The 20,243-nt window shown below is 64.3% G+C and carries 24 protein-coding genes and 1 pseudogene; 15 read left to right on the top strand and 10 right to left on the bottom strand.

The window, feature by feature from the left end; translation table 11 throughout:
• Nucleotides 1–48 precede the first annotated feature (48 nt).
• The 6 genes from CKO40_RS17275 to dsrA all read right to left on the bottom strand — a co-directional run bounded on the left by CKO40_RS17275 (nucleotide 49) and on the right by dsrA (nucleotide 4,082).
• Nucleotides 49–381 (bottom strand): TusE/DsrC/DsvC family sulfur relay protein, encoded by a 333-nt coding sequence (locus CKO40_RS17275; RefSeq protein WP_200347698.1) that lies wholly within the window; start codon nucleotides 379–381, stop codon nucleotides 49–51.
• A gap of 36 nt (nucleotides 382–417) precedes the next feature.
• Nucleotides 418–726: a sulfurtransferase complex subunit TusB gene (gene tusB, locus CKO40_RS17270; protein ID WP_200347697.1), complete on the bottom strand. Its 309-nt coding sequence runs from the start codon at nucleotides 724–726 to the stop codon at nucleotides 418–420.
• A gap of 25 nt (nucleotides 727–751) precedes the next feature.
• Nucleotides 752–1,162: a sulfurtransferase complex subunit TusC gene (gene tusC / locus CKO40_RS17265; protein ID WP_200347696.1), complete on the bottom strand. Its 411-nt coding sequence runs from the start codon at nucleotides 1,160–1,162 to the stop codon at nucleotides 752–754.
• 36 nt (nucleotides 1,163–1,198) lie between these two features.
• Nucleotides 1,199–1,591: a sulfurtransferase complex subunit TusD gene (gene tusD, locus CKO40_RS17260; RefSeq protein WP_200347695.1), complete on the bottom strand. Its 393-nt coding sequence runs from the start codon at nucleotides 1,589–1,591 to the stop codon at nucleotides 1,199–1,201.
• A 36-nt stretch (nucleotides 1,592–1,627) separates the two neighbouring features.
• Nucleotides 1,628–2,701, bottom strand: a complete 1,074-nt coding sequence (dsrB, locus tag CKO40_RS17255) for a dissimilatory-type sulfite reductase subunit beta (protein ID WP_200347694.1) — start codon at nucleotides 2,699–2,701, stop codon at nucleotides 1,628–1,630.
• 124 nt (nucleotides 2,702–2,825) lie between these two features.
• The gene (gene dsrA, locus CKO40_RS17250; protein WP_200347693.1) at nucleotides 2,826–4,082 is read right to left on the bottom strand and encodes a dissimilatory-type sulfite reductase subunit alpha; all 1,257 of its coding nucleotides are present in this window, start codon (nucleotides 4,080–4,082) and stop codon (nucleotides 2,826–2,828) included.
• A gap of 578 nt (nucleotides 4,083–4,660) precedes the next feature.
• On the opposite strand from dsrA, the gene CKO40_RS17245 reads away from it, so the two are divergent.
• The 4 genes from CKO40_RS17245 (at nucleotide 4,661) to CKO40_RS17230 (ending at nucleotide 7,195) form a co-directional block, all read left to right on the top strand.
• Nucleotides 4,661–4,852, top strand: a complete 192-nt coding sequence (locus tag CKO40_RS17245; protein WP_200347692.1) for a sulfur relay protein DsrC — start codon at nucleotides 4,661–4,663, stop codon at nucleotides 4,850–4,852.
• Between the two features lie 328 nt (nucleotides 4,853–5,180).
• Complete coding sequence (locus tag CKO40_RS17240; protein ID WP_200347691.1) at nucleotides 5,181–5,900, top strand: hypothetical protein; 720 nt, start codon at nucleotides 5,181–5,183, stop codon at nucleotides 5,898–5,900.
• Between the two features lie 11 nt (nucleotides 5,901–5,911).
• The gene (gene cas6 / locus CKO40_RS17235; protein ID WP_200347690.1) at nucleotides 5,912–6,601 is read left to right on the top strand and encodes a type I-MYXAN CRISPR-associated protein Cas6/Cmx6; all 690 of its coding nucleotides are present in this window, start codon (nucleotides 5,912–5,914) and stop codon (nucleotides 6,599–6,601) included.
• A gap of 255 nt (nucleotides 6,602–6,856) precedes the next feature.
• Complete coding sequence (locus CKO40_RS17230; RefSeq protein ID WP_200347689.1) at nucleotides 6,857–7,195, top strand: TusE/DsrC/DsvC family sulfur relay protein; 339 nt, start codon at nucleotides 6,857–6,859, stop codon at nucleotides 7,193–7,195.
• A 146-nt stretch (nucleotides 7,196–7,341) separates the two neighbouring features.
• Here CKO40_RS17230 and CKO40_RS17225 read toward each other — a convergent pair whose 3' ends face one another.
• The 3 genes from CKO40_RS17225 to CKO40_RS17215 all read right to left on the bottom strand — a co-directional run bounded on the left by CKO40_RS17225 (nucleotide 7,342) and on the right by CKO40_RS17215 (nucleotide 8,634).
• Nucleotides 7,342–7,596 carry a hypothetical protein gene (locus CKO40_RS17225; RefSeq protein WP_200347688.1) on the bottom strand — a complete coding sequence of 85 codons (255 nt, stop codon included), beginning with the start codon at nucleotides 7,594–7,596 and terminating at the stop codon, nucleotides 7,342–7,344.
• 180 nt (nucleotides 7,597–7,776) lie between these two features.
• Entirely contained in the window at nucleotides 7,777–8,043 is a 267-nt protein-coding gene (locus CKO40_RS17220) for a DUF6489 family protein (protein WP_200347687.1), read from the bottom strand.
• A 114-nt stretch (nucleotides 8,044–8,157) separates the two neighbouring features.
• Nucleotides 8,158–8,634, bottom strand: coding sequence for a hypothetical protein (locus CKO40_RS17215; RefSeq protein WP_200347686.1), 477 nt, complete (start codon nucleotides 8,632–8,634; stop codon nucleotides 8,158–8,160).
• Between the two features lie 59 nt (nucleotides 8,635–8,693).
• Between CKO40_RS17215 and CKO40_RS17210 the strand changes: the two genes are divergently transcribed.
• The 11 genes and pseudogenes from CKO40_RS17210 (at nucleotide 8,694) to serB (ending at nucleotide 17,669) form a co-directional block, all read left to right on the top strand.
• Nucleotides 8,694–9,002, top strand: a complete 309-nt coding sequence (locus tag CKO40_RS17210; protein ID WP_200347685.1) for an MTH1187 family thiamine-binding protein — start codon at nucleotides 8,694–8,696, stop codon at nucleotides 9,000–9,002.
• Nucleotides 9,003–9,154: 152 nt separating this feature from the next.
• Nucleotides 9,155–10,027, top strand: coding sequence for an Hsp33 family molecular chaperone HslO (gene hslO / locus CKO40_RS17205; protein WP_200347684.1), 873 nt, complete (start codon nucleotides 9,155–9,157; stop codon nucleotides 10,025–10,027).
• Between the two features lie 131 nt (nucleotides 10,028–10,158).
• On the top strand, nucleotides 10,159–10,749 hold the full coding sequence (gene wrbA / locus CKO40_RS17200) for an NAD(P)H:quinone oxidoreductase (protein ID WP_200347683.1): 591 nt from the start codon (nucleotides 10,159–10,161) through the stop codon (nucleotides 10,747–10,749).
• A gap of 8 nt (nucleotides 10,750–10,757) precedes the next feature.
• Entirely contained in the window at nucleotides 10,758–11,504 is a 747-nt protein-coding gene (gene hda, locus CKO40_RS17195; protein WP_200347682.1) for a DnaA regulatory inactivator Hda, read from the top strand.
• A gap of 169 nt (nucleotides 11,505–11,673) precedes the next feature.
• Nucleotides 11,674–11,745: pseudogene (locus tag CKO40_RS25460) on the top strand (zinc ribbon domain-containing protein); the annotation flags it as partial.
• Between the two features lie 108 nt (nucleotides 11,746–11,853).
• Nucleotides 11,854–12,120: a hypothetical protein gene (locus tag CKO40_RS24515; protein WP_242477141.1), complete on the top strand. Its 267-nt coding sequence runs from the start codon at nucleotides 11,854–11,856 to the stop codon at nucleotides 12,118–12,120.
• A 692-nt stretch (nucleotides 12,121–12,812) separates the two neighbouring features.
• Complete coding sequence (hoxU, locus tag CKO40_RS17185; RefSeq protein WP_200347680.1) at nucleotides 12,813–13,544, top strand: bidirectional hydrogenase complex protein HoxU; 732 nt, start codon at nucleotides 12,813–12,815, stop codon at nucleotides 13,542–13,544.
• A complete protein-coding gene (locus CKO40_RS17180; protein ID WP_200347679.1) occupies nucleotides 13,541–14,128 on the top strand; it encodes an NADH-quinone oxidoreductase subunit B family protein in 588 nt (195 codons plus the stop codon). Before hoxU ends, CKO40_RS17180 begins: the two co-directional genes overlap by 4 nt.
• A 98-nt stretch (nucleotides 14,129–14,226) precedes the next feature.
• A complete protein-coding gene (locus CKO40_RS17175) occupies nucleotides 14,227–15,660 on the top strand; it encodes a Ni/Fe hydrogenase subunit alpha (protein WP_200347678.1) in 1,434 nt (477 codons plus the stop codon).
• A gap of 137 nt (nucleotides 15,661–15,797) precedes the next feature.
• Nucleotides 15,798–16,379 carry a hydrogenase maturation protease gene (locus CKO40_RS24510; RefSeq protein ID WP_338074211.1) on the top strand — a complete coding sequence of 194 codons (582 nt, stop codon included), beginning with the start codon at nucleotides 15,798–15,800 and terminating at the stop codon, nucleotides 16,377–16,379.
• A gap of 45 nt (nucleotides 16,380–16,424) precedes the next feature.
• Nucleotides 16,425–17,669, top strand: coding sequence for a phosphoserine phosphatase SerB (gene serB, locus CKO40_RS17165; RefSeq protein ID WP_200347676.1), 1,245 nt, complete (start codon nucleotides 16,425–16,427; stop codon nucleotides 17,667–17,669).
• A gap of 185 nt (nucleotides 17,670–17,854) precedes the next feature.
• Here serB and CKO40_RS17160 read toward each other — a convergent pair whose 3' ends face one another.
• The gene (locus CKO40_RS17160; protein ID WP_200347675.1) at nucleotides 17,855–20,053 is read right to left on the bottom strand and encodes a helix-turn-helix domain-containing protein; all 2,199 of its coding nucleotides are present in this window, start codon (nucleotides 20,051–20,053) and stop codon (nucleotides 17,855–17,857) included.
• Nucleotides 20,054–20,243: the final 190 nt, after the last annotated feature.

Below are 20,243 nucleotides of genomic sequence, written 5' to 3'. Positions count from 1 at the left end.
GGCTCGGCCCATCGGCCGGCCCTCGGGCCGACCGCACGGTCGATGCGATCAGACGCAGCCGGTCGGCTTCGGCAGGCCAGCGTAGCGGCACGCCTGCTTGGCCGGGCCATAGGGGAACAGACCGTACAGGTACTTGCTGTTGCCCTTATCCTTGCCCATCTTCTTACCAACAGCCTTCGTCAGCACCCGGACCGCCGGTGCGATCTGGTACTCCTCGTAGTACTCACGCAGGAAGTTGATGATGTCCCAGTGCTCGTCGGTGAGCTCGAGATCATCTTCCTTCGACATCACCTCAGCGACGCCGGGCTCCCAATCATTGATGTTGGCCAGGTAGCCTTCTTCGTCGGTCTCGAACGTCTTACCATTCACTTCGATTGGCATCTTTGCTCTCCTCGATTCAGTGAGAAACAGAAAAAACTACAACCAGGCCTGGACCTTTTCGTGCTCCGCGGCGAGATCCACGAAGCCGGCATAGTCCACGACGCTGATTCCGGGAATGACGCGTTCCTCGGACAGGCCACGAGCCTGGAGGTCAGGCCCCAAGACATAGACCTTGACGGAGTCGAGCGCGCCTTTGACCTGGGCCTCGGCACTGGTCTGGGCAAGCGCGGCATAGACGCCGTCCTCCAGCAGCAGGACGGCCGAGCCGGCACTGGCGTGACCGAGACAGGCGGCCAGCGACGTCTTCTCGAACGGCGACTTATTGACGGTGTGCAGTGTGCTCATCGTTCTCCTCGTGATCGCGCGATCGTCAGAAGCTGAAGACGACGTCGGCGCCGTCCATGATAGCGGTCATCTCGGAACGAGTGACGAGGTGGATCGAATCTTTCTCGGCCCAGTCGTCATCCTCGTCCTCCCAGGTCAAATGCTGAAGGTCATCGAGCGACAAGCCGCGCTCTTCGAGCGACTCCTTCTCGACATAGATCTTCTTGACCTCGTAATCGCCCAGCGCCGCATAGGTCGGCGAGAAGTTCTTCATTCCAACCGCCGAGGTGTCCTGGTTCTTGGTCAATTGGAAGACACCGTCCTCGACAAAGGCCAGGCTGACGTCCTGATCGAAGGCCGCCCCAATCAGCACGACCTCGAGCGACTCCCAGGCATAGATGGTGCCGTAGGGCGCCTTACGGTTGAGGTAGAGAAACTGTTTAATGCTTTCAGACATGATGGATTCCCCTCGTTTGCGTTCCGGTCGGGTTGATCAGTCGCCGAAGACGACAAGCCGGTCGGATTGAATCGCCGCCTCGACCAGCTGTCCGAGGCCGGAGATGCGAAACCGGGGATGGATGTTGGTGGCATCCTTGCCGTTGCGTTGCGCCTCACCCTCGTCGACCACGCCGCGCCGCTGAGCAGCGGCGACACAGACGACCATATCGAGGTCATATTGTTCCGCAAGCTCGGCCCAGCGCTCGACGATGTTGCGGTCGTCCTGAGGCGGCGTGGTTAGCCGCGTCGAGTTGTTGACGCCATCGTGGTAGAAGAAGACACGAAACACCTCGTGCCCCTTCTCGAGGGCCGCCTTGGCGAAGAAATACGCCGAATCGGCAGCCTGGTGCTGGTAGGGTCCTTCATTGACCTGGATTGCGAACTTCATTGCGACCTCGCTAGTGTGGGCTCCGGAATCCGTTCGTTAGAAACGGATATAGGAAGAGGCGTTGAAGCTGGCACGAGAGCCGCGCCAGGTATCGATGTGGTACTTGGTGAACGGCAGCTCGACCTCTTCGAAGAAGCGCGGCCAGCCGATGCGCTCGATCCACTCGTTGATCCGTTCCCAATCCCGGGCGCCTTCCTTGTAGGCCTTGAGGATGCGCTTGACGATCGCGGTCGCCTCGGGCCAGCGCGGCGGGTTGTTCGGGATGCCGGCGGCGACGAGCTTCTGGAAGGTCGGCTTACCGCGGGCGTTGGAGTGGTTGCCACCGACCCAGATCGCCAGCTTGGTGTGCTCGGCGTCGTTGATCTGCATCGGCGGGCACGGCGGATAGCAGGCACCGCAGCAGATGCACTTGCGCTCGTCGACCTCGAGCGAGGGCTTGCCGTTGACCATCGCCGGGCGGATGGCCGCGACCGGGCAGCGGGCGACGACCGACGGCCGCTCACAGACGTTGGCGACTAGATCGTGGTTGATCTTCGGCGGCTTGGTGTGCTGCACGTTGATCGCGATGTCACCCTGGCCGCCGCAGTTGATCTGGCAGCAGCTGGTGGTGATATGCACCCGGTTGGGCATATTGGCGTTGCGGAACTCGTCGATGAGTTCGTCCATCATCGCCTTGACCACGCCGGAGGCGTCGGTGCCGGGGATGTCGCAGTGCAGCCAGCCCTGGGTGTGCGAGATCATCGTCACCGAGTTCTGGGTGCCGCCGACGATGAAGCCGGCGTCCTCGAGCGCGTTGATCAGCGGCGTGACCCGCGACTCGTCGGTCACCATGTACTCGATGTTCGAGCGCAGCGTGAAGTGGACGTAGCCGTCGGCGTACTCATCGCCGATGTCGCACAGCTTGCGCAGCGTGAAGACGTCCAGGATGCGCTGGGTGCCGGCACGGACGGTCCAGATCTCGTCGCCGCTGTAGGCGACATGGCGCAGCACGCCCGGCCGCGGATGGTCGTGCCACTTCCACTGCCCAAAGTTCTTGCGCATCACCGGATGCATGTACTGCCACGGGTCGGGACAACCAGACTCGATGGGCTCGCGCATGTCTTTAGCCATCGAAAACTCTCCAGTCAATCAGAAAACAATTAGGTGCTGATCTAATTCGGCGCGACTCGGGCCGGCGAGCACGCCATTAGGCGCAGCTCGCCGGCGCAGGCCTAGGCCGGAGGTCGGCGGGACGTTAGCCCGCGGCCTTCTCGGCTTGACGCTCGAACCACTGCTCGGCCGCCTCGTCCCAACCGTCCATCCGGACGTAGGAGCTCTGACGCGGGTGGCTCAGCATGTTCGGATCAGCCTCGATGCCGATGCCATCGAGGAAGTTGGCGAGGCCGATGCGCTCGATCATCTCGCCGCAGCGCTCGTGCTCGAGCCCGTTCTCGGCCCAGAAGTCGATGATGTTCTCGGCCATCTCGACCATCTCTTCGTAGTCTTCCTCGGTCTCGAGCTTCTTGAATGGCACGATCACGGTGCCCATCAGGTCACCGATCTTGAGCGTGCGCTTACCACCGATCAGGATCGTAACACCCTTGTCGTCGCCGGGATGCAGCGCCTTCGGCATCACGTTCAGACAGTGCATGCAGCGCACGCAGTCACGGTTGTTGACGTTCAGGGTGTCGTCGTCGTTCAGCGACAGCGCCTGGGTCGGGCAGCGGGTGATGACGTTATCGATGATGTACTGGCGGCCCTTGGCCTTGACGTAGGCCTTCACCTCATCCTGATCGACCTTCATGTCGTCGCGCCAGGTGCCGAGCACGGCGAAGTCCGAGCGCTCGATCGCGTTCTGGCAGTCGTTCGCGCAGCCCGAGACCTTGAACTTGAACTTGTACGGCAGCGCCGGACGGTGGACGTCGTCGGTGAAGTTGTTCACGAGCGCACGGTGGGCCTTCAGCTCGTTGGTGCAGGACATCTCGCAGCGCGCCGCGCCGACACAGGACATCGCCGTCCGGACGCAGGGGCCGGCACCGCCGAGGTCCCAGCCATAGTCGTTGATCTCGTCGAAGAAGTGCTGGGTCGCCTGGGTGTCGGCCCCGATGAACATGATATTACCGGTCTGACCGTGGAAGGTAACCAGACCCGACCCGTGCTTCTCCCAGCTGTCGGCCAGCTGACGCAGCATCGCGGTGCTGTAGTGATTACCAGCCGGCGGCTGGACGCGCAGGGTATGGAACTCCTTGGACTTCGGGAACGCCTTGCCGACCTCGGAGAAGCGCGGAATGATGCCGCCGCCGTAGCCGTAGACCGAGACGGTGCCACCCTTCCAGTACCCTTTACGGGTCTCGTAGGAGTGCTCCAGCTGGCCGAGCAGGTCGTTGGTGACGGAGTTGATGCGCTCGTCGCCGTGCTCGTCGCGAAGGCGCTTGATGCCCGAGATGAAGCTCGGCCAGGGGCCGTCCTCAAGTTGGTCGAGCATCGGAGTTTGGTGCTTATCGAGGGCCATGTCGCTATCTCTCCTATCGAGAAACGTCGTGGTAAGACAGAGTTCGAATTCGGATTCTCTCGCGGCGCCGTATGCCACGGGAACGAACTATACGGCGCACCGCGCTACCCGCAAACCGCACCTTAGGGAGGGGGTAGATCAGCTCCGACTATCCCCATCGGGATAGTTGACAGCGCCACTTTTTCTTCTTCCGGATCAGTAACCTAATACGCCCGAGAATAGTCGGGCGCCGGTGGGAAGAGCTTAAGCGCAGCCTTGCGCTCTGTCAACATATTCTAATATTCCAATAGCTTACCCCGGCCGAACCGGTGCGCACCGAAACCCGCTTCAGCGCCCCGGGAGCCCGTTCGCGTCGGCTCGGCGTCAGTCACCGGCACCAGTGAACGGCAATGGGCCAGGCACGGCCTGGATCGCATCGCGGATGGGCCGGCGGGAGGTCCCTCACCCGGCGAGTTGTTTTTGCCTCAACGCGACTTCACCTGCTCGGGACGAGGGCGGATGGCCGGACAGCCCCGGTCACTGCCATGCAGCGGCGACACGACCGGACAAGGTACTTCTGTTAGCGAGGTTCAGACCGCATGCTCAAGCTCAGCGACGTGCTTGTCTCCCAAAAGGAGATCGAAAGCTTCGAAGAATTGGTTCCAGCGATTCAGGAGATCGCTCGCCATGGCGAGCGCTTCTTTCGCATCGACGTGAAGCCACCATTCTCCGATACCCCGGAGGACTGGGAAGACCGCCTTGAGGCCGCCTTCAGCGGTCTGATCCGCTAGCCTCGAGCGACTCGACGGCGCCATGCAGCTCGAGATCGTCGCGCCGGCTTTGGCTCGACCAAGTACGCGCTGCAAGCCGGCTCTCGAGAAAGGGCCCTCGAGAAGCGGCCGCAGCAAGAGTCCTCCGCCTCGCGCGCGAGCAGGATCGCCCGACCCAACGGAGGTTGAGACGGCCGGCCCGTCTAGAGCCGAGCACTTGTCGCCGAGCAGCATGATCGAGCGGAAGGGTCGCACTCGACTCGCGTCCTGACCAGCCGCATGCACCGAACAATGCATCACCGATATTCAAATGAGGACAGCGCCGTTACCGGCGACGAGAGCAGATGCCATGAAGCCTTACGACATCACGCGGACCCATCTACAGGATAGCGCCGCCGATTCCGTCACCAATCGCGCAGCGGAAGAAGCCGCCCTGGAGTCGCATCTGCTGGCGCTCGAAGAACAGTACACGACCCTCTCACGTATTGGTGCCGACCAGGCAAAGCTCGCCGAGCTGCAGCTTCAGCAGGCGCGCACGCTCGTCGGTCTCGGGCGTGGCGAGGACGCCTGGCCACTCGCTCGGGCCGCTTTCGATACCTTCATCGAGGCCGAGGCCTTCGAGTCCGCTGCTGACTGTTGCGACGTCCTGTTTCGCGCCGAGCAGCCTGAGTCGCTCAACGCGCTCGGACAGGGCATCTGGCTGGCCGTGACCTACCCGATCGACGTCGAGCTCTCGATCGAGCTGCTCTCGCACGTCGTCGATGAGACGCCCGACGATGCCGACGGGGCAGCGGTCGCAGCAACCACGGCCCTCTTCCTGGCGGATGTGCGCGCCGAGGGTAGTCAGCGGGACAACCTCACCTTTTTCACCTCTCAGCTGCTGGCCGATGTCGCAAGGCGCCACAGCGAGGTGCAGTCACAACAGGCATTCGACCTCTGGCGCGACCGGTTGGAGCTGCGGGAGCCTGACAAGTTCCTGGTCCGGCTGCGCAATGTCGTCGATGTCCTGGTCCAGGACGACTGGTGGTTCGATCGCGATGCCCTTCAAGGCAAGCTTCCCGTCAACTGAGGATCGCGTTCATGTTCTGGCAAGAAGCGGAGCAGGAAAAACAGCCACAGGTTCCCGATGACGTCGTCGACGTCTTGTTCGCGTTGCAGTGCAAATCGCTGCCTGTAGACCATGCCCATGCGCTGTCGCAGGCCATCTTGCAGGCGGTGCCTTGGCTCGCCGACGAGGACGCGGCAGCGGTTCACACCATCCATGTCGCCGGCTCGCAGAACGGCTGGGAGCGCCCGGCCCATGACAGCTCTGAGCGTCTGCTGCCATCGCGACGCACCAAGCTCGGCGTCCGCGTCCCTCGCTATCGCGTCGACAACCTCAAGACCGCCCTTGAGGGCCGGACGCTCAGGGTTGCCGATGCCGAGGTCGCCCTCGGCGTCGGAAAGGAACGCCCGTTGAGCGCTGAGACCACCCTCTTCGCGCGCTATATCGTCGCCGAAGCCGATGAAGACGAGGATCGGTTCCTACGCCGGATCGCAACCGAGCTCGCCCCGCGCGGCATCAAGGTTCGCAAGGCCCTCTGTGGTAAGACGCAGCCGTTAGCGACCCCCGAGGGCACGCTGCTGACACGCAGCCTCATGCTCGCAGACCTGACATTGGAGGAATCGTTCGAGCTGCAGCAGCACGGGATTGGCGAGCACCAGACGATGGGCTGCGGCATCTTCCTGCCGCACAAAGGGATCGAGGCAGCGGGCAAGGCAACAGGCTGACGCTCCCTCCGCGGAGACCGAGGCGGCGCGCCAGCCCGGCGCGGCTCTCGGTCGCCGAGCCTGAAAGCGAAGACCTGCCTCGTGCATCCAGATGACGCCTCCACAAGAATTGACTAATATTCGAGGGTTTTCACATGCGAGCGCCGAGCCCGTCGGGTCCCGGTGGGCCCCGACGGGCTCGGCGCCCATCCCTGACCAACCCGAAGCCGCTAGTGATTCGCCCGGCGGCATTGAACGACGAGAGGAGCATTCGCAATGGCGATCGAAGTAAATGGTAAGACCATCGAGACCACCGATTCCGGCTTCCTGGTAGACCCGGCCAGCTGGGATGAGGACGTCGCCCAGGCCTTGGCCGAGATCGAGGGCATCGAGCTGACCGAGCGCCACTGGGACGTCATCCGTTACCTCCGCGACGAGTACTTCAACAACAATCAGCACCAGCCAATGGAGCGCGTCCTACTAAAGGACCTCGGAAAGAAATGGGGCAGCAAGCCGAGCAGCAAGGAGGTCTACAAGCTCTTCCCGCTCGCACCGACGAAACAAGGCACCAAGATCGCCGGGCTCCCTGAAGTCCAGCGCAAAGGCGGCTATTGACAGCGGATACTGAGCCCTACCCCGAAATCACACGGCAGGCACGGTCATGTGGCGGGCCTGCCGTGGGTCGAGCCCGCTGGGCCGGCCCGGAACCACTGCCCGTGCCCTCACGCACGATCATCAGCCACCCCCGCACGGCACGGACATCAGTGCTCGCACTTCTCGAGCTTTTCGCGCGCTCCGGGCAGCACCGAGATCAAGAAGGTCGAGATCAGCACCACCGGGGCCAGGATCATCAGTACCAGCGCCAGCAGCAGCACGATCTGCTGGGCGTAGGCAACGGCCGGCACCACATGCGTGGCGGCCAGGAACAGCAGCACCGCAGCAACAAAGAAGACGAACGACACCACCACGCCCTCACGCATGGTCCGGCAGCCAAGGATCAGCAGTTGATGAGCCATCGGATTCTCCTCCTGACGACAGTCCGTCTGCACGGCTGTGTGGTTTACACCGCGTCCAGTGTGGGATGCGCAATTTTGACCGCGCCTGCTGCGGAAGAATGACGTTTCTGTCTCTGGACGCGGTTTAGAAGCAGACGAAGGCGATCACAGCGAAGCAGAATGCAAGATCGACTCAGGCGCTCAGAGATCCGAGCCTTCGGCCTTGGCGCCCGCCCTCCCACTGCTGTCAAGCCCAGCGGCGAATAGACGCTGCATCAGGTCCATCCCGGCCAAGCTCGTCTTCAAATAGGGCTGCATCAGATCGAGCGGATCATAGCCCTCCAGGCCCTGATCGATCCGGGCCTGAATATCGTCGAGCATGCGCTGCTGCAACCCCTCGAGGTCCGGCAGCCCCATCAATTGGCGCAGCTCAGCCGGAGACGCTTCGATATCGACATGGAACTTCATCGTATCCTCCAATCAGGCCGGCCAATCATTCGAAGATCCTCACAGTACTCTACCCCCTCGACATCAGGACGCTGCGCTCGCCAAGCAGCCTTCTCGATAGGGTCTCCAAGCCACTCAGTGACGACTCGAGCGCGGTGGTAGCTCCCGCGGCAGCGGTTCATCCACCATCATGCCGCGCCGGACACGTCGGCCGACCAATACGCAGGCCCGTTCGAAGGCCCGCTCGGCCGCCGCGGCCGCCCACTCCCAATCAAGCGGTGCCGCGTTGGAACGGACCTGCCAATGACCCACGATCAGCACGCCGCCGGCCCGCACCTCGACGGTCCAATCATGCCAGGTCAGGTCACTATCCTGCTCATCGGCGAACGCCTGCTCGACCAGGCGCACCGCCTTGTCACCCGTGTCATCCATCGCCGCGATCTGCGACAGTACCGCATCCTCGTCGATACAGCTCTCCCAGCCGGTATGGACGGCCGAGGCGGTCTCCATGATGGCATGAACGATCAGCTCCGGCGTCAGCCGGAAGCTCAGCGGGCTATCCCAGTCCGGGTCAGCGGTTGGATCGAAGTCAGGTACTTCAGAAGTGATCATTGATGAATGCGCGGCAACGAAACGACGTCGCGCCTTAGCTTAAACCGAGAGGTGAACCCATGTCTGTTCTCGTAGACCTTAGCATCTTCCCAGTCGGACAAGGGGAGCATCTCAGCGCCTATGTCGCACCCATTGTCCAGCTGATCGCCGACAGTGGGCACCCGTACCGTTTGACGGCGATGGGCACGCTGATCGAGACCGAGCAGCTTGGCGACGCGACGGCCTTGATCGAGCGCGCCCACGCGGCGCTCTCGGAGGCCGGTTGCGAGCGTGTCTACGCGACCGTCAAGCTCGACATCCGTCAAGGACCGGTCGGCCGGCTCGAGCAGAAGACCGCGAGCGTCGAGGCGCGACTCGCCGCCTCCTGAAGCCTGCCAGGGCCATCTAGGCTGCGATCGGCTCAGCGCCGCCGCGCCGCTTCCGTATCCGGGCGGCTGCATCCATACTCGTCTGAGCCCATCCGATCGCCCGCAGCGCAGCCTTGCGCGACTTCAACCCCGTCACGGACCCCACAACCGGTATGTCTTCCGACAGCGACTCTCTGCACCGATTCGTCTTCGAACGCTCGCGCGTTCGGGGCGAGCTCGTTCGGCTGGACGCCGCATGGCAGGCGGTATTGGAACGCCATCAGTATCCGGACGCAATCAAACAGCCACTGGGCGAGGCGCTGGTCTCGGTGCTGCTGCTCACCGCAACGCTCAAGCTGGAGGGATCACTGATCCTACAGGCCCAGGGCGAAGGACCGCTGCGGACGCTGGTCGCGCAGGCTACCCATCAACACCAGATCCGCGGGCTTGCCCGCTGGGATGGCGAGATCACGCCAGGTACCCTGCAGCAACTCTTCGGCAGCGGACGGTTGGTGCTGACCATCGACGCCAAAGGCCGCGACCGCTATCAGGGGATCGTCCCGTTGGAGGGCGCAACCATCGGCGAGGCGCTGGCAAACTACTTCGCCACCTCGGAGCAACTGCCATCACGTTTCTGGCTTGCGATCAGCGATCAGCGTGCGGCCGGCCTCATGCTTCAACGCCTGCCCGGCCAAACGGAGGACGAGGACGACTGGAACCGCGCCGTCATCCTCGCTGACACGGTCCAGCCCCAGGAGCTGCTGCAGCAGCCGACCGAGAACCTGTTGCGGCAACTCTTCCACGAAGAGACGGTGCGGCTGTTCGAGCCGGAACCGGTCGCCTTTCGCTGCGGCTGCTCACGCACACGGATCGCCAAGAGTCTCCAAACGCTGGGGCGCGACGAGCTCGACGCGATCATCGCCGAACAAGGGGCCATCGAGGTGACCTGCGAGTTCTGCAACCGCGGCTACCGCTTCGACGCCGTCGATGCCACCAGCCTCTTCACCGGCGTGGTCAGCAACCCGGCACCGCCCACCCAGCACTGAAGCAGCCAAACGATACGAAGAGACCAAGCTCGAGCCAGGCGGATGCGGCGAGTTGCCCGACCCCCCCGTGATATCCTATCGGCACTGAAGGCCATGTTCGCCGCTGCCACACCTCCTATCTGACCGTCGCCATGTCCTATCTGCTCGTCCTCTACTACAGTCGCTTTGGCGCCACCGCCGAGATGGCCCGCCAGGTTGCACGCGGCGCCGAAGAAGCCGGCCTCGAAGCACGCCTACGCACCGTCCCACGGGTTTCCACCGTCTGCGAGGCAACCGAAGACAGTGTACCGGCTGCCGGCGCGCCCTATGCGGACCAGGACGATCTCAAGCACTGTCGCGCACTTGCGCTCGGCAGCCCGACCCGTTTCGGCAACATGGCCGCGCCGATGAAGTATTTCCTCGACGGCGGCTCGGCGCTCTGGCTCGCAGGCGACCTCACCGGCAAGCCCGCCGGTGTCTTCACCTCGACAGCCAGCCTGCACGGTGGACAGGAGTCGACCCTACTATCGATGATGCTGCCGCTCCTGCATCACGGGATGCTCGTGATGGGGCTGCCGTACAGCGAAACCGGGCTCGTCCATACCGAGGCCGGTGGCACCCCTTACGGCCCCTCTCACGTCGCCGGCATCAACAACGATAAGCCGTTGACCGACATCGAGCGCGATCTGTGCCAGGCATTGGGCCGCCGCCTGGCAAGCACCGCAATCGCATTGGACACCTGAGACCGCCAGTGCCGGAGGCGCGCTCGCGGCAACTTCCGCTTCCGCTCCAGCAGCCTGCACCCCAGGGGCTGGCAGGCTTCATCGCTCAAGGCAACGAGCCGGTCATCGCCGCCGCTAAGCACTGGGCGCAAGGCAGCGGCGAGCCCTATCTCTACGTCCACGGCGCCGTGGCGAGCGGTAAGTCTCATCTGTTGCGCTGCACAGCGGACGAGGCATGGCGACAAGGCCGCCAGGTCGTCTACCTGGCGCTGGATATGAAGGGACTGTCACCAGCGGTCCTCGACAACCTCGAGCACGGCGACGGGGTGCTGCTCGATGCCCTGCAGGCCCGCATCGGCACCGACGACTGGGAACGCGCCCTCTTCAATCTCTACAACCGGCTTCGTGACCGCGGCACGCCACTGCTCATCGCAGCGCGCCCCCCAAGCGGCGGACTCGGCGTTCATCTCCCGGACCTGGCGTCGCGACTCGCATCCGGGGCCAGCTTCAACCTGAAGCCGCTCGATGATGAAGGACGGGCGGCGCTGCTCAGGGCCGGCGCCGCCCAGCGCGGGCTCGACCTCGCCGACTCGGTCGTTCGTTACATCCTCAGTCGATGCTCGCGCGACCCCGGCAGTCTGATCCAGCTGCTCGACGGCATCGACGCGGCGACGCTCGCTGAGCACCGGCAACCATCGATCCGCTCCATCGGCCGACTGCTGGAGCAGATCCAGCACGCCAACGCGCCCGATCCCGACTATCGCGATCATCATTGAGCCCGAGCAAAAAAACCTCTTGCTATCGCTTGAACAGCTCTGTCCAAGTTGCTTTGATACCGGGTCAAATACAGGGCTCCTCGGAGAGCCGCCCATCGACGGCTGCGAGTCGCGCCCTGACCGACTGCGAGCCAAGCCCGCTGTGCGGGCGATACCACGAGCTGATCTCATGGCCTTGATCGATTGTCCAGAATGTGGCGGCCAGGTATCTGACCGTGCCCCCACCTGCCCACACTGCGGCGTCCCGATTGCGCACACCGCCGGCGCCGATGCGTCGCCGCAGCCGGCGTCAGGCGGCCCACAAGCGACCGAGCCGGCTCAGGCGTTCTCACCGGCGACGGCTCCGGCAATGGCCGCTGGGTCTGCGACTGCCTCCAGCGAAACCATCGAGCCCTTCCGGTTCCGGCTGGCCGGCCGCCGCATCCCGATCGCCGGGCTCCTGTTTTGGGGCGGCATGGTCGTCGGCGTGATCTTAAAGTTCGCGTTTCCACCGGCGCCGGACGCCGAACCGGAGCTTTGGCGCCGACTGCCCTGGGCCATGATCTGGGTGGGCGTGCTTTGGTTCGCCGTGACCGAGTTCACCGCCCTGATTCGCAATAAGCTGCGCAACCGCTGATCACCCTGCGCGCCTTTGAGCAGAGCCATCTGGCCGGGCCGCTCTGCCGCGACCTGAGCAAGCATAGCGGGCAGCAAGCATAGCCGGCCGAGGCGGTCATACAGTGTGTCTCGGCCGCAGGGCGCTCAGCCCTGCAGGATCTCGTTCCCGCAGGCTGGGCCTCGCTTGGGGCTCCTCCCTCAGCCCCCTCACCCCTATCAGTTCGTCAGCGGCCGTTCCTGGTATCGCCCAGCGATATCGCTCAAGCTATATCACCCAGCACCTGACTTCGTGGTCGCGGCAAGACGTCCAGATGGCCCTGATTTCAACGCCTGGACGAAACGCTTGGACGAAACGCCTGGACGAACGGATGGGCGGCAAGACCCGGCCCCAGCTGGCTTGACCCGATCGCGGCGCCCCGCCTGGCTCGATCGCTGATCCGCTGTATGATCCGCTGTAGAGGTTCAACAACCTGAAGCGCCGCGCTACAGACAGCTCCAGGGTCACACTGAGTGCCTGAACGAGCGGTAAGGGCTTCGCAAAGACCGGTTCGCCAAGACCGCCGAGCGCTTCGCGACCCCTGTCCTGGGACTGTCCTAACATGACCGATCACCGGGTTATTCCCGGCGAGACTCGACATGCGCCTGTCGCATCTGTCGTGTATCGTCTCGGTTCGAGGTTCATTGACCGCTTCGCTTGACACGGGAAGACCGATGCCAATCAACGCACCGCCACCGAGCGTCCGCGTCGTCACCCTTCGGATCGACGGGCTCGACCTGTCGGCCCGCGAGGACGAGACCATCATCGAGGTCTGCCGCGAGAACAAGATCCCAATCCCAAGCCTGTGCTGGATGGACGGGCTCTCGGTCGTCGGCGCCTGCCGGCTCTGCATGGTCGAGGTCACCGGCCAGAACCGGCTGCTCGCGGCCTGCGCGACACGCGTCGCCGAAGGTATGGAGGTCACGACCGACTCGGAGAAGCTGCGGCGCTATCGGCGCACCCTGGTCGAGCTGCTGTTCGCCGAGCGCAATCATGTCTGCTCCGTCTGCGTCTCGAACGGCCACTGCGAGCTGCAGTGGCTCGCCGAGGCCTGCGGTGTCGACCACGTGCGCATGCCTTATCGCAATGCAGGCTATGGGGTCGACAGCAGTCATGAGATGTTCCGGGTCGACCACAACCGCTGCGTCCTCTGCACCCGCTGCGTTCGTGTCTGCGACGAGATCGAAGGCGCCCACACCTGGGACCTGATGGGCCGCGGCAGCGACTGCCAGGTGATCACCGATCTAGCCCGTCCCTGGGGCGAGAGCGACACCTGTACCAGCTGCGGTAAGTGCGTGCAGGTCTGCCCGACTGGCGCCCTGGTCAAGCAGGGCACTTCCGTCGGCGAGATGGTCAAAGATCAGCACTTCCTGCCGATTTTGGCCCGACGGAGGTCCACGCGATGACTGCACAGGCTGAGGCCGCCACGGCCACACAAGCTTCCACGCAACCCGCCGCCGGCAAGGTCAAGGTCGCGACCATCTGGCTCGATGGCTGCTCCGGCTGCCATATGTCGTTCCTCGACATGGACGAGCGTCTGGTCGAGCTCGCCGAGAAGATCGAGATCGTCTACAGCCCATTCGTCGACGCCAAGACGCTGCCCAGCCAGGTCGACGTCGGAATCATCGAGGGCTCCATCAGCAACGAGGAAGACGAGCACAAGGCCCGGCTGTTCCGGGACCGATGCAAGCTGCTCGTGAGCCTCGGCGACTGCGCGGTCAACGGCAACGTCCCAGCAATGCGCAATCCGTTCAAGCTCGAGACGGTCTACGAGCGCGCCTACCTCGAGAACGTCAATGTCAACCAACAGATCCCGACCGACGGCGTGCCGGCCCTGTTGAAGACGGTGCGCCCGGTGCACGGGGTGGTCGATGTCGACGTCTTCATCCCGGGCTGCCCGCCCAGCGCGGACACCATCCATACCATCCTGAGCGACCTGATCGAGGGACGCACTCCCGAACCGATCAAGGTCACCCGGTTCGGCGCCTGAGGACCCAGAACCGGGATCGATCTGCTGGTAGACAGGTCCAATAGCCACTATCCAGAGGGTCCGCGATGACCCTTTGCACCCTGCCCGGAACCGCGACCATGAGCCGAACCATTAGCATCGACCCGGTGACCCGCATCGAGGGCCATGCCCGCATCTCCTTGCAGCTCGCCGATAGCGGCGAGGTCGAGGACGCGAAGTTCCACCTGACCCAGTTCCGCGGCTTCGAGAAGTTCTGCGAAGGCCGGCCGTATCGGGAGATGCCCGCCCTGACCGCACGCACCTGCGGCATCTGCCCGGTGAGCCATCTGCTGGCATCGAACAAGGCCTGTGACGATCTGCTCGCAGTGAGTATTCCCCCGACGGCCGAAAAGCTGCGCCGCATCATGAACCTGGCGCAGCTGCTGCAGTCGCATGCGCTGTCATTCTTCCACCTGTCCTCGCCGGACCTGCTGCTGGGATGGGACTCGGACCCGGCCCAGCGCAACATCTTCGGCGTAATGGCCCAGAACCCTGAGCTGGCCAAACAGGGCATCAAGCTGCGGCAGATCGGCCAGACCATCATCGAGATGCTCGGCGGCAAGAAGATCCATCCGACCTGGGTCGTCCCCGGCGGCGTCAACGAGCCGCTCGACAGCAGCAAGCGCGAGGCGATGCTGGAGATGCTGCCGAACGCGCTCACCATCGCCAAGGACACCTATGCGCTGTTCAAGACCATGGTGCCTAGGTTCAAGGACGAGGCCGAGCATTTCGGCACCATGCCGACGATGTTCCTATCGTTGGTCTCGCCGAAGGGTCAGCTCGAGCACTATGACGGCTTCCTGCGGCTCAAGGACGCCGAAGGGCGGATCGTCGAAGACATGGTACCGCCGTCGGATTACCCCCGCATCATCGGCGAGGCCGTCGAAGACTTCAGCTACATGAAGTTCCCGTATTACAAGCCGATGGGCTATCCGAACGGGATCTATCGAGTCGGACCGCTGGCGCGCCTCAACAATGCCGACAGCTGCGGGACACCGTTCGCCGACGTCGCCCTGGCCGAGTTCCACATGCTGCAGGAGGACTCCGGGCCGGTTCGCTCGAGCTTCCACTACCACTATGCGCGGCTGGTCGAGATCATCTTCGCGATCGAGATGATGCAGCGGTTGCTCAAGGATCAGGGCATCCTGGACACCCGCGTCCGCGCCCGGGCCCGCGGCAATCGCAACGAGGGCATTGGGGTCGCCGAGGCCCCGCGCGGCACCCTGATGCACCACTACAGGATCGATGATGCCGGTCTGATCAGCTGGGTCGACCTGATCATCGCCACCGGCCATAACAATCTGGCGATGAACCAGAGCATCAAGCAGGTCGCAGACGCCTATGTCGACGGCAACAAGCTGTCCGAAGGCATGCTGAACCGGGTCGAGGCGATGATCCGCTGCTACGACCCCTGCCTCTCCTGCGCCTCGCATGCGTTCGGGCAGATGCCGCTGAGCATCGAGCTCAAGGACGCTGCCGGAAACACGCTCGATCGGCTGGTGCGCGACGCATGATCGACGCTGTTGCCGGCTTGCTGGACGCCCAGGGTCCCGGCCACAGTCGCCAGAGGCCCGGTGACGCGCAATCCCGCGGAGAGCATCGCAGTGTGGCCCAGCCCAGTGTGGCGCAGCCCGCTGTGGAGCGTCCCAGCGTGAAGGCCCCCGACGGCGAGCAAGTCGGTGGCGAGCAAGCCGGTAGCGGCTACTTGCCTGAGTCCACCGCCAGCAACCAGCAACAGGCAGCCGCAGGCCCCCAGGCCGCTCGGCCACTGCGCGCGCTGGTGATCGGCTACGGCAGCCCGATCCGCGGTGACGACGCCATCGGGCCACTGGTCGCCGATCGGCTCGCAGCGCAGCTCGCGGCCGACCCAGCGCTCGGCGACGGCGTCGAGGTCCAGGCTCGCCACATCCTGACCGCCGAGATCGTCGACGATCTAGTGCGCGCCGAGCGCGTGGTCTTCATCGATGCCGCCGCCGACCTCACGCCCGGCGAGGTCCGCTGCTGCCGCCTGGCCCCGGACACTGCGACCCTCTCGACGATGGCGCATTTCCACGACCCGCGCGAGCTGCTCGCCTGGTGCGCGGCCCTGTATCAGCGCAGTCCGCAGGCCTGGCTGGTCTCGGCCGGTGGCGCCGACTGGGGCTATGCCAGCTACAGCCTGAGCTCCACCGCCCAAGGCGCGGTCGAGCCGATGATCGCCGAGATCCTCGTGTTGATCAGCCCTTCACCCTGAACGCCTCCACTCCGGAATCGAGTCACCCCTAGCCACCTAACCACCATGCGCGAGATCGTTCAGATCGACATCGCCGGCCCCGACCGGCCCGGCATCACCATGGCCCTGACCGAGGTGCTGGCACGCGACGATGTCGCGGTGCTGGACATCGGCCAATCGGTGATCCACGACACCCTGGCGCTCGGCATGCTCGTCGAGCTGCCCGAGGAGCCGGCCGGCTGCCCGGTGTTCAAGGAGCTGCTGTTCGCGGCGCATGACCTCGGGCTCAGCGTGCGCTTCACCCCGGTCGACCCGGATCACTACGAGGACTGGGTCGCCGAGCAGGGCAAGGCACGCCATATCCTGACCCTGCTCGGACGCGAGATCACCGCCGCCCAGATCAGCGAGGTCGCCGGTGTCGTCACCAAGAACGGGCTCAACATCGAGCAGATCACCCGGCTCTCGGGCCGGGTCTCGCGGCGCAGCGCGCGCTCCAGCCGTCCGGCCAGCGTCCAGCTCTGGCTCAAGGGTCCGGTCGCCGACGTCGGCGCCCTTCACGCGAGCTTCCTCGAGCTCGGCCGCCATCTCGAGGTCGACATCGCGATCCAAGAGGACGACATCTTCCGCCGCAACCGGCGCCTGGTCTGCTTCGACATGGACTCGACCCTGATCCAGACCGAGGTCATCGACGAGCTCGCCGCTGCCGCCGGCGTCGGTGAGCAGGTCGCCGCGATCACCGAACGCGCGATGCGCGGCGAGCTCGATTTTAGCGAGAGCTTCCGCCAGCGCATGGCGCTGCTCGAGGGGCTCGACGAAGCGGTGCTGGCCGGTATCGCCGAGCGGCTGCCGATCACCGACGGCGCCGAGCGGCTGATCCGCGCGCTGAAGCAGCTCGGCTACCGGGTCGCCATCCTCTCCGGCGGCTTCACCTACTTCGCCGAGCACCTGCAGCGGCGCCTCGGCATCGACGACGTGCACGCCAATGCGCTCGAGTTCGAGAACGGCCGGCTGACCGGACGCGTGATCGGGCGCGTCGTCGACGGCCAGCGCAAGGCCGAACTGCTGCGCGAGCTGGCCGAGCGCGAAGGCATCCGGCTCGAGCAGGTCATCGCCGTCGGCGACGGCGCCAATGACCTGCCGATGCTCTCGATCGCCGGTCTCGGCATCGCCTTCCATGCCAAGCCCCTGGTCAAGGAGCAGGCGCGGCACTCGATCGCGACCGTTGGGCTGGACGGCATCCTCTATCTGATCGGAATGCGCGAGCGCGATCTCGACGCGCTTGGCGGGTCTGCGCCCGCCTCGTCACAGTGACCGCGCTTGATCGCTGGCTGGATCAGACTGAGCGGCGCTATGGACACGTGTGGCAGTCCAGCTCATGCCAGCGGTTATCTTTCCATCGGCGCAGTCACACCAAGGCAGCACCAGTCAGTTCAGACCTCCCGGAAACGCAGAAAACCGACGCAGCTTTTTGGACAGCTACCTCCTGAGCAGCCGATCTAAACCGGCGCCTCGCCGACCTCGATGCGCAACCACTTGCCACCGGGAATCTTAGCCCCCAAGCCGGTGAGCTTCCGGCACAACTGCTCCTGAGCCGCCCGCCGTGCCGGCTGCTGCAGGGGTTCCAAGCGCACCACCACCCACTGCCCATCGCTGCGAGTCCAGCCGTGGCAGTTGAAGATGGCATAGAGCAGATCGACCCGATCGCTGTCTTTGGCATCGAGTGGCTCGAGCCACTCGATGAGTTGCCGGCGCGCATTCCAGACCGCGGCGGTGACACTATCGAACAGGATCTTGCCCTCGTTGTCGATCGCCTGGAAGGAGCGGTAATCGCTCAAGGTGCTGACATCGACACGCTCGGGCAGCTGATCGCGGTCGGCTTTCAGGCGTTTCAGCTCAGCCTCAGCAGTGGCGATCTCAGTGGCGAGGCGCTGCTGTTTGCTGTTCGCACGCGGCGTGCCGTCCTGATTGGTGCTTGGCGCGCTCTTGGCCTGTTGCTTGTAGAGGCGATCCAGCTGGGTCTTGAGACGCTGGCGTTGCGCATCGAGCGCCTTGATCGCAGGATTGGCGATGTCCTGTTTCGCGCTCTCGCTGACCCCAAAGCCGGGATGATAGTGATAGGGATGACGCTCTTTGAGATGCTTGAAGGTATTCTCCGAGGCGCCCCAGCGACCGAGCATGGCGGTGGCGATCGCCGCTGGCGTCAGCCCGAGCGTGCCATCCCAGCACAGCACACTGGAGCGATGATCGGTGCGCTGATTCCAGATCACGACCCGGCGCAGCTCGAAACGCTGCTCAGGCACGGCAGCGGCGTCCTCCGGCGATGGCTCGGGCTGAAACGAACAAGACTTGATCTCCTCCAACAGCCGGTAGTCGGTGCCGTTGATCGACACCGCCTCGGTGAAGCAGGCCGCCTCCAGGGCGCGCAGACGCGCCGCATCGGCGTGCTTCTCCCAGGTCACGAACGGCGTTTGCTGCGCTACCAGCGCTGAGAAAAAGCCCAGCCCATCGCCCTCGCGATCGAACACCTGCAAGGGCATCACCCCGAGTGCCTGCTCACGGGCGTAATCACCCAAGGCCAAGATGCGCGCGCGCAGATCGCCCTTGCCCTCTTGGATCTCGAAGCAGACCACGCGCCCCTGTCCATCGCAGGTGACCAGATTGGTCTGCCCGGGGGTCGGCATGCGCCGCTGGGTGTGATACGTGTGATGCACCTTTTGCTCGCCGGTATAGGGCAGCAGGTGCCCATCGGTGAACCAGACCTGCGTCCCCACCAGACCCCGCTGGAGCTGATCGGCAGAAAACGCCGCCACCAAGGCCGTCGCACGGCCTTGCTCGGCGACGCCATGGAACCAGCCCCAGAGGGTCTCCAGGCCAGGCAGCACCTTGAGTCCGAGCAGGCGCCCGGCCTCTTCGCGACGCTCATGCTTGAGCTGCTCGATCGAGCGGATGTTGCGCACCGCCATGAGCACGAACACCATGAACAGCCGCCAGCCGTTGCCAAACAGCCCCATCACCCGCGCCAGCCAGTGCCATTGGCTGATCAACAGGATGATGACCGGGAAGAGGCCCGCATAGCGACTCGCTTCCCAGCCATGGGTGTCGGCGTAGGGCTGCTCGGTCACGGCGGCCGCTTCGGACTGAGAGGTCGGCGAGGGCACCGCCAGCGTTGCGCCAAGGGTCGCGTCGATGGCCGGCTCTTGGAGCACGAAGGCCGCCGGGGGCGCCTCGTCGTTCCAGTCGAGCTCCGGCTGCGGATCAGCACCCGGCTGCGCGCGCTTGGCCTGGCGCAGCGCGGCGAGCTCAATCGCCTTGGCGCCAGGACGGCGCTTGTTGACATGCCGATGCCGATGGCGCGCCTCGTCCTTGCTCTGCGCTGGACTGTAGCCGTGCAACAGCCCCTGCACGCCGAATTCCCGGTAGCTCTCGCGATCGTTATGCAGGGTCTGGCGGCTGAGCTGGAGCGCCTCGGCCAAGCGGGTCTGGTTCACCCCATGCTGCAGCAGCTCGACCCCCACCAGGCGCCGTTCGGCCTTGTCGCGCAGGTTCACCCGCTTCATGAAGCTGCCGCGATGATAGAGATCCCCGGGCTGGCGCGGGCCGCGTGGCAGCACGAGCGCATAACCCCGGCCCCGATCGAACCGAGTTTCGCGATCCGATGACCCGGTTGGATCGGCAAGCAGATCGATTTGGGTCACGGGGGAGGCTCCTGAGGGTGGGCGCTGGTTCAGGGGGGGGGGGTGATGCATCAATGGCTTTTCATATTCCAGACGACTTTCTATCTTGATCAGATAGCTGAGCGCATGATTGTCCAAATTACAAAAGTGCTGCAAACGGGTGAAATGTCCAAAGAACGGTGGTATCCGACGACAATCAAGCACTTGCTGG

Origin of the sequence: Halochromatium glycolicum, from assembly GCF_016584085.1 — a bacterium.
GTDB lineage: Bacteria > Pseudomonadota > Gammaproteobacteria > Chromatiales > Chromatiaceae > Lamprobacter > Lamprobacter glycolicus.
Note: the sequence above shows the minus strand (reverse complement) of the source record. Positions and strands in the feature narration are given on the sequence as shown.